The sequence below is a fragment of the Streptomyces sp. NPDC048191 genome (assembly GCF_040652655.1).
Classification (GTDB): Bacteria; Actinomycetota; Actinomycetes; order Streptomycetales; family Streptomycetaceae; genus Streptomyces.
In genome coordinates this window covers 51,865-58,332 of sequence record NZ_JBEZMO010000039.1, presented here as the reverse complement: position 1 = coordinate 58,332, position 6,468 = coordinate 51,865, and the positions used below count along the sequence as shown (strand labels likewise).

Genomic DNA, 6,468 nt, shown 5'->3' with positions numbered 1-6,468 from the left:
GTCGGCGTGGTCATCGAGGCCGAACACGCCTGCATGACCCTCCGCGGCGTCCAGGCCACCGGCTCCAGCACCATGACCTCCACCCTGCTCGGCCTCCTGCGCTCCGACGCCCGCTCCCGCAGCGAATTCCTCGGGCTGACCGGCGCGGCCTCCTGACCGGTCTCCAGGCGCTCGTCGATCGGCCCCGGTCGGAGCCTGACGGTGCCGCGCCTGGGGGCGGTCTCTTCCGCCGGGTCCAGCGGTGGTGGCGGAAATAGCGGAAATAGGCGTCCCCGGCCCGCCCCAGTCATCAGTCATCCCGTGAGGGAGTGGCTCTCGTCGGTGTGCCGTCGCCCCGCCCGGCCCGGTCGGCGTGCCGGGCCGGGCGGCGGCGGACCTCAGTGGAACTTGGCGACCATGCCGGCCTCGTAGTCGCCGGCGGGCTGCTGGGTGATGACGTTCCCCCGGTTGAAGGCGTTGATGACGACTATCTGGGTCACCAGGTCGGCGAGCTGCTCCTCGGTGTAGTGCTTGGCGGCGTTCGCCCAGACCTCGTCCGGGACGCCGCCCGCCGCGTCGGCGATGCGGGTGCCCTGCTCCGTCAGCTCCAGCGCGGCGCGCTCCGCCTCGGTGAAGACCTTGGCCTCCCTCCAGGCGGCCACCAGGTGCAGGCGCACGGCGGTCTCCCCGGCCGCGGTGGCCTCCTTGGTGTGCATGTCGATGCATCCGGCGCAGCCGTTGATCTGGCTGGCGCGCAGCATCATCAGTTCGCGCGTCGAGGCGGGCACGGTCGATTCCGAGAGCGCCATGCCCGCAGCGATGATGTGCTTCATGGCCTTGGCCGCGACGGGACTGGCGGCCATGACGTTCAGACGAGCTTCCACGGTGTGCTCCTGGGTCGTCGATGGTGCGTACACCCCTCTTGGACAGAGCGACCCCACGCGCTGTGACAGGAGCGGGCGGAATGTGACCCGCGTCTCGTCGACGGGGTGCCGCCCCACCCGGATTCCGTCGGCTGCGTCTCTCGTGGTCGCGCTTTTCCGCCGCTTCACTAGAATCGAACGCGTGAACGATGACCGGCCGCTGACGCGTCTCGACATGCTGCGCTTCGCCCGCCGCGTCGTCGAGCACCAGGCCGCGCGGCAGCTCGCCCTCATGGACCGGTGGATCGCGGACGAGGAACGCCGGGAAACCGAACGGCAGCGTCGCCTGGCGACCCGGCAGGCTGCCCCGGAGTGGCTGATCGAACGCGGTCTGAACGGCCGCAGCGCGGTGTACGTCCACGTCGGCGGCTGCGCGAACGCCGGCGGGCGCGCCAAGGAGGTCGGCCGGGGCCAGGCGGTGCGTGCACTGACCGAGGGCGGCGTCCCGGCGTGCCCGCTGTGCCGCCCCGACACGGCGCTGGGGGTTCTGGAATGAGCGGTCCGGGTGCGGGTCCGGGCGGACCGGACGATGCTGGAGCCATGTCCGGGAAGCGCCCCATCGTCGTACACCTGCCGTCACCGACCGGCGGCCGCCGGGTGCGGGTGGACGGCGAGATCCTCGGCCTGGCGTACAACGTGCGCGATCTGGTGGAGTTCCTGCGCCGCGCGGGCCTGGAGATGGAGCCGGAGCAGGTGGCCGACTCGCCGCTGATCGACTGGCGCGGGGTGGGTCCCGACCGCTGGGAGGCCGAGAGCCGCGCCTGAACGCGGGCCGCACATGACGGCGGGGGGCGAGGGTGCATCCGAGCGCGGGGGCGTCTGCGGGGCGGGTCGCGGGGATCCGTGGCCGCGTCCGCGCGTGACGACGGTGTCGCCGCTGCCTCGACGCGGGCACACTGACGGCATGTCCTCCCGACGCAGAACCTGCCCTGTGTGCCGTCGCGACATCGCCGTCGTCGCGGGCCGCTTCGCGCGGCACGACCCGCCCGGGGCGCGGGAGAGCGGGGAGCTCGTCTCCTGCGCCGGGTCGCGGCGGCAGGCACAACTCGGGGCGGTCCAGCAGGCGTTGGACGGATACGCCGTGCCGGAGTTTCCCGGGCAGCTGCCTCTGTTCTGAGCCGCGGAGCGGTACGGCCCTCCGGCCAGCGGGGTCTGACGCGGTGACAGCGGGCGGTGCTGAAGGCCTTCGCGGTGGGCCCGACCGATCAACGGCCGACAGCCGGCCTCAGTTCCCGGCCACCGACTTCACCGCGACCGACACCGGCGTCGAGCCGCTGATCAGCTCCAGCGTCAGACCCGTCGTCGCCGGGGTGTCCACCAACTCCGCGAGGACGGCGGCCACATCGTCCCGCGGGATGGCGCCGCGCCCGGTGTGCGCCTCCAGACGGACCAGACCGGTACCCGCGTCGTCCGTCAGTGACCCGGGGCGCAGGATCGACCAGTCCAGCGCCTCCTGGCGGGTCACGTAGGCGTCCGCCTCGCCCTTGGCGCGCAGGTACGCGTCGAAGACGTCGTCTCCCTGGTGCGCGGGATCCGCGCCCATCGAGGAGACGACGACGAAACGACGTACGCGCGTGCGAACGGCCGCGTCCGCGAACAGCACCGCCGCGCCCCTGTCCACCGTCTGCTTGCGGGTCGCGCCGCTGCCCGGGCCCGCGCCGGCCGCGAAGACGGCCGCGTCGGCGCCCTGCAGGTGCGCCGCGACCTCCTCCACCGAGGCGGACTCCAGGTCGAGGAGGATCGGTTCGGCGCCGGCCGCCCGCAGATCGTCGCCCTGTTCGGACTTGCGGATGATCCCCGCGACGTCGTCCCCACGCGCGGAGAGCAGGCGCTCCAGCCGCAGCGCGATCTGACCATGACCACCAGCGATGACAATGCGCATGATTCCGACCGTACGCCGGAAGGGGCTCATTCGCCGCACGAGTTGACCGGCATGGCCGCGGCGCGCCGGGCTCACACGATCCGGCCCCGTCAGGGGCGCACCCGGCGTGCTCCGCGCACTGTGCGCCCGCGTGTGAGCACAGCCGCGCGCCCGGCGTGCGGAAGCGCGCGCGGGCCCGGTGACGCGGCGTGCGTGGGGTGTGTGCTCGGTGTGCGCCGGCGAACATGCGCGTGGCGCGCACCCCCGAGGTCATGCGCCGGGCGCGGGCCACATGACCTCTCCGACAGGACCGAGTTCCGCGGACGGTCCGAGCCCGCCCGCCGACCCCGCGGGTCCTCTCAGGAGCCGCCCCGGCCCCTCACGACAACTCGCCCCGCCCCTGTCGTGGCAACCCGAGTTCCGCCGCGGCCGCCGAGTTGCAGTACTCGCGTACCGCGCTCGTGCGCGCCACCACCCGGCCTCGGTGGACCACGATCCGGCTGTAGGCCAGCGACAGGGCGCCGGACAGGCGGTCGCCGCGTACGGCCAGCAGGTCGGCGGGGAAGCCGGCCTCCACGCGGATCTCCGGCAGGCCCAGCACCGCGCGGGCCGAGGCGCTCACGGCGTCGTAGGCGTCCTCCGGGCGCATGCCGTGGCTGGAGGCGAGGAGGTAGGCCGCCTCCAGGGGGTCACCGCGGCCGACGGGGTTGGAGGAGTCGCGCAGGGCGCCGCTGCCGGCCGACACGCGCACGCCGGCCGCGCGCAGCAGCCGTACCGGAGCGGCGCCCCGGCGGTCGGCGCCGCAACAGCCGCCCTGCGGGAGGCACACGACCGTCACCCCGGCCGCCGCGAGTTGGTCGGTGGCGCGCGAGGCGGCCTCCGTGGGCAGGCGCGCGAGACCGGCGCACGGCCCGATCGTCACGCCGGGGCGCAAACCACCCGCCATGGCCGCGAGCCGGGACAACCGGGCCGGGTCGGAGGCGTCCGTGTGCAGGTCCACCGGGCAGCCGTGCTCGGAGGCCACTTCCAGGACGGTCTCCACGTAGCCTGTCGGATCGGGGTCCAGGTCGGGACAGCCGCCCACCACCGAGGCGCCCATCTTGACGGCGTCACGCAGCATCGCCAGCCCGTCGGCGCCGGCCACCCCGGTCAGCAGCCGTGGCATCGCCACCGTCGTCAGTTCCGCGAGCCCGCGCAGTGACCGTCGCGCCTGCAGGACGGCACCCAGGGCACCGAGCCCCTGGACGTCACCCACGCGTACATGGGCGCGTACCGCCGTCGCCCCGTGCCCGAGCTGCAGCAGCGCCGCCTCCGTGGCCCGGCGCTGGACGTCCTCGGGGGTGTAGGACACGGGGCCGGGGTGCTCGGCGGACAGCGCGGTGTCACCGTGGGCGTGCGGCTCGGCCGGGGCCGGGAGGAGCAGGTAGCCGCTCAGGTCCACGCGCGTGGCGCCCGTCCGGGCCGGACCGGGAGCCAGACTGCCGGCCGTGCCCACCGCCTCGATGCGTCCGCCACCCAGCCGCACGTCCACGGTCCTGCCGTCGGTGAGCCGTGCCCCGCACAGCAGCAGAGGGGCCGGATCGGACTGTCCCGAGGACCCCGGGGAGTTCGACGGCGGCTGGGGATGCGGCTGGCTGTCTGGCATCGCGCTCCAGGGTCGGGGCCGGGGGTCGGGCGAGCCCGCGTGAGGGCCGGGGCGCGGGAACCCCATGATCACGCAGAGTGAGTCGAGCCTAGGGTGGACAGCCGCGCGGGGCGCGCAGGAGGGCAATAGTCGTACCGGCGTGGTCCGCTCTTGGCGGTACGTGTGTCGCCCACCTGCGTGGAGTCCGCGACTTCCCGGTCGTCCTGCGCTTTCCCGGCTTGCCGGTCTTCCCGACGGCGCTCTCGCGCGTGCCACGACCGCCGGGCGGCCGGCGACGCCCACGCGTGCACCCGGGACCACCTGCTGACCACCTGCTGGCCACCTGCGCACCCCCCGGCAGCCGGGTGCCCCGCGACTCACGAGGCCGCTGCGCGGGCTGAGATGGGAGTGCTGCCGGACCGCCGGATACGGATTTGGGTGAACGGCGGCGGACCGTGTAATGTCTTCATCGCTCGCCCCAATAGCTCAGTCGGCAGAGCGTCTCCATGGTAAGGAGAAGGTCAACGGTTCGATTCCGTTTTGGGGCTCTGGTGTGAGAGGTTCCCGTCGAAAGACGGGGCCCGATCGCACCGCAGCGGTGTAGCTCAGTCGGTAGAGCAAGCGGCTCATAATCGCTGTGTCACCGGTTCAAGTCCGGTCACCGCTACTCACAGTAGCCGATTGCGGGGTCGGTCCTTCGATCGGCTACTCTTTCTTGCGTTGAATTAGTCCACCCGTTCGTCTTAGGAGCACTCACGTGGCTGCCACCGACGTCCGCCCGAAGATCACGCTGGCCTGCGTGGAGTGCAAGGAGCGGAACTACATCACCAAGAAGAACCGGCGTAACAACCCGGATCGCCTTGAGATGAAGAAGCACTGCCCGCGTTGCAACGCGCACACCGCGCACCGCGAAACGCGATAAACAGGCTCGTCCGCGAGGCCGTCCCCTTCCGAGGGGGCGGCCTCGCGGCGTTTCACCGGCTCGCCGCCTCTGCGCCCACCCGTCCCCGTGCGCGTTTCTGGGCAGGGTTGCGGCTAATTTGGGGCCATCACAGCAGACATCAGGAGGTGCCGGGCCATGGCGCTCGACCAGTCCTTCGTTGGACGGACGTACCCGCCCACCGCGCCCTATGAGGTGGGCCGGGAAAAGATCCGCGAGTTCGCCGAGGCGGTGGGTGAGACCAACCCGGTGTACACGGATCCCGAGGCCGCGAAGTCGTTCGGTCACTCCGATGTGATCGCCCCGCCGACGTTCGTGTTCTCCATCACCTTCCGGGCCGCGGGCCAGGTCGTCCAGGACCCGCAGCTCGGCCTGGACTACAGCCGCGTGGTGCACGGCGACCAGAAGTTCGCCTACAGCCGCCCGGTGCGCGCCGGCGACCGGCTCACGGTCACCTCCACCATCGAGGGCATCAAGTCCCTCGCGGGCAACGACATCCTGGACATCCGCGGCGAGGTGCACGACGAGGCGGGCGAGCACGTCGTGACCGCCTGGACCAAGCTCGTGGCCCGTGCGGCCGAGGAGGCGTGAGGACCCGATGACGGCGAAGATCGCGTACGACGACGTCGAGGTCGGCACCGAACTGCCGGCGCAGACCTTCCCCGTGACCCGTGCCACGCTCGTGCAGTACGCGGGCGCCTCCGGGGACTTCAACCCGATCCACTGGAACGAGAAGTTCGCCAAGGAGGTCGGCCTGCCGGACGTCATCGCGCACGGCATGTTCACCATGGCCGAGGCGATCCGTGTGGTCACCGACTGGACCGGGGACCCGGGGGCCGTCGTCGAGTACGGCGTCCGCTTCACCAAGCCCGTCGTCGTGCCGAACGACGACCAGGGCGCCCTGATCGAGGTCAGCGGCAAGATCGCGGCCAAGCTGGACGACAACACCGTGCGCGTGGACCTGACGGCGACCAGCGGCGGGCAGAAGGTGCTGGGCATGTCCCGCGCGGTCGTACGCCTGGCCTGAAGCCCGCTCGACGGCAACGGAAGCAGTGCTGAGTAAGGGGCGTCCTCCCTGGTGGGGCGCCCCTTGCGCACGTCTGCACCCAGGGTGTTGCCAAGTTAGTGATTGAGTACTAAC

Annotated in this window: 10 protein-coding genes and 2 tRNA genes; 9 read left to right on the top strand and 3 right to left on the bottom strand. The window is 72.2% G+C overall.

The features are described from left to right. The coding region (locus AB0D93_RS37410; RefSeq protein WP_362129783.1) for a GTP cyclohydrolase I at nucleotides 1–156 on the top strand (156 nt) is incomplete at its 5' end. A 221-nt stretch (nucleotides 157–377) separates the two neighbouring features. On the opposite strand, the gene AB0D93_RS37405 is transcribed toward AB0D93_RS37410, so the two are convergent. Next, nucleotides 378–863, bottom strand: coding sequence for a carboxymuconolactone decarboxylase family protein (locus tag AB0D93_RS37405; protein ID WP_362129774.1), 486 nt, complete (start codon nucleotides 861–863; stop codon nucleotides 378–380). 181 nt (nucleotides 864–1,044) lie between these two features. Between AB0D93_RS37405 and AB0D93_RS37400 the strand changes: the two genes are divergently transcribed. The 3 genes from AB0D93_RS37400 to AB0D93_RS37390 all read left to right on the top strand — a co-directional run bounded on the left by AB0D93_RS37400 (nucleotide 1,045) and on the right by AB0D93_RS37390 (nucleotide 2,019). Beyond that, the gene (locus tag AB0D93_RS37400) at nucleotides 1,045–1,398 is read left to right on the top strand and encodes a DUF6233 domain-containing protein (protein WP_362129771.1); all 354 of its coding nucleotides are present in this window, start codon (nucleotides 1,045–1,047) and stop codon (nucleotides 1,396–1,398) included. 44 nt (nucleotides 1,399–1,442) lie between these two features. Next, the gene (locus AB0D93_RS37395; protein ID WP_362129768.1) at nucleotides 1,443–1,667 is read left to right on the top strand and encodes a hypothetical protein; all 225 of its coding nucleotides are present in this window, start codon (nucleotides 1,443–1,445) and stop codon (nucleotides 1,665–1,667) included. Between the two features lie 139 nt (nucleotides 1,668–1,806). Then, nucleotides 1,807–2,019 (top strand): hypothetical protein, encoded by a 213-nt coding sequence (locus AB0D93_RS37390; protein ID WP_362129765.1) that lies wholly within the window; start codon nucleotides 1,807–1,809, stop codon nucleotides 2,017–2,019. 108 nt (nucleotides 2,020–2,127) lie between these two features. On the opposite strand, the gene AB0D93_RS37385 is transcribed toward AB0D93_RS37390, so the two are convergent. Together AB0D93_RS37385 and AB0D93_RS37380 are read right to left on the bottom strand one after the other, a co-directional pair. Then, a complete protein-coding gene (locus AB0D93_RS37385; protein ID WP_362129763.1) occupies nucleotides 2,128–2,784 on the bottom strand; it encodes an NAD(P)H-binding protein in 657 nt (218 codons plus the stop codon). A 358-nt stretch (nucleotides 2,785–3,142) separates the two neighbouring features. Then, nucleotides 3,143–4,408, bottom strand: coding sequence for an amidohydrolase family protein (locus AB0D93_RS37380; RefSeq protein WP_362129760.1), 1,266 nt, complete (start codon nucleotides 4,406–4,408; stop codon nucleotides 3,143–3,145). 454 nt (nucleotides 4,409–4,862) lie between these two features. Between AB0D93_RS37380 and AB0D93_RS37375 the strand changes: the two genes are divergently transcribed. From AB0D93_RS37375 to AB0D93_RS37355, 5 genes are all read left to right on the top strand, one after another. Further along, nucleotides 4,863–4,935 (top strand) — tRNA-Thr (locus tag AB0D93_RS37375). A gap of 46 nt (nucleotides 4,936–4,981) precedes the next feature. After that, a tRNA-Met gene (locus AB0D93_RS37370) sits at nucleotides 4,982–5,054 on the top strand. 90 nt (nucleotides 5,055–5,144) lie between these two features. After that, complete coding sequence (gene rpmG / locus AB0D93_RS37365; protein WP_003948671.1) at nucleotides 5,145–5,309, top strand: 50S ribosomal protein L33; 165 nt, start codon at nucleotides 5,145–5,147, stop codon at nucleotides 5,307–5,309. 156 nt (nucleotides 5,310–5,465) lie between these two features. Then, complete coding sequence (locus tag AB0D93_RS37360; protein WP_362129757.1) at nucleotides 5,466–5,918, top strand: MaoC family dehydratase N-terminal domain-containing protein; 453 nt, start codon at nucleotides 5,466–5,468, stop codon at nucleotides 5,916–5,918. A gap of 7 nt (nucleotides 5,919–5,925) precedes the next feature. Further along, nucleotides 5,926–6,354 carry a MaoC family dehydratase gene (locus AB0D93_RS37355; protein ID WP_362129754.1) on the top strand — a complete coding sequence of 143 codons (429 nt, stop codon included), beginning with the start codon at nucleotides 5,926–5,928 and terminating at the stop codon, nucleotides 6,352–6,354. Nucleotides 6,355–6,468 lie beyond the last annotated feature (114 nt).

Excerpts from the sequence above, each read along its gene's own strand:
- AB0D93_RS37395 (WP_362129768.1), top strand. The coding sequence starts at position 1,443 with ATGTCCGGGAAGCGCCCCATCGTCGTACACCTGCCGTCACCGACCGGC.
- AB0D93_RS37390 (WP_362129765.1), top strand. The coding sequence starts at position 1,807 with ATGTCCTCCCGACGCAGAACCTGCCCTGTGTGCCGTCGCGACATCGCC.
- AB0D93_RS37385 (WP_362129763.1), bottom strand. The coding sequence starts at position 2,784 with ATGCGCATTGTCATCGCTGGTGGTCATGGTCAGATCGCGCTGCGGCTG.
- AB0D93_RS37380 (WP_362129760.1), bottom strand. The coding sequence starts at position 4,408 with ATGCCAGACAGCCAGCCGCATCCCCAGCCGCCGTCGAACTCCCCGGGG.
- AB0D93_RS37360 (WP_362129757.1), top strand. The coding sequence starts at position 5,466 with ATGGCGCTCGACCAGTCCTTCGTTGGACGGACGTACCCGCCCACCGCG.
- AB0D93_RS37355 (WP_362129754.1), top strand. The coding sequence starts at position 5,926 with ATGACGGCGAAGATCGCGTACGACGACGTCGAGGTCGGCACCGAACTG.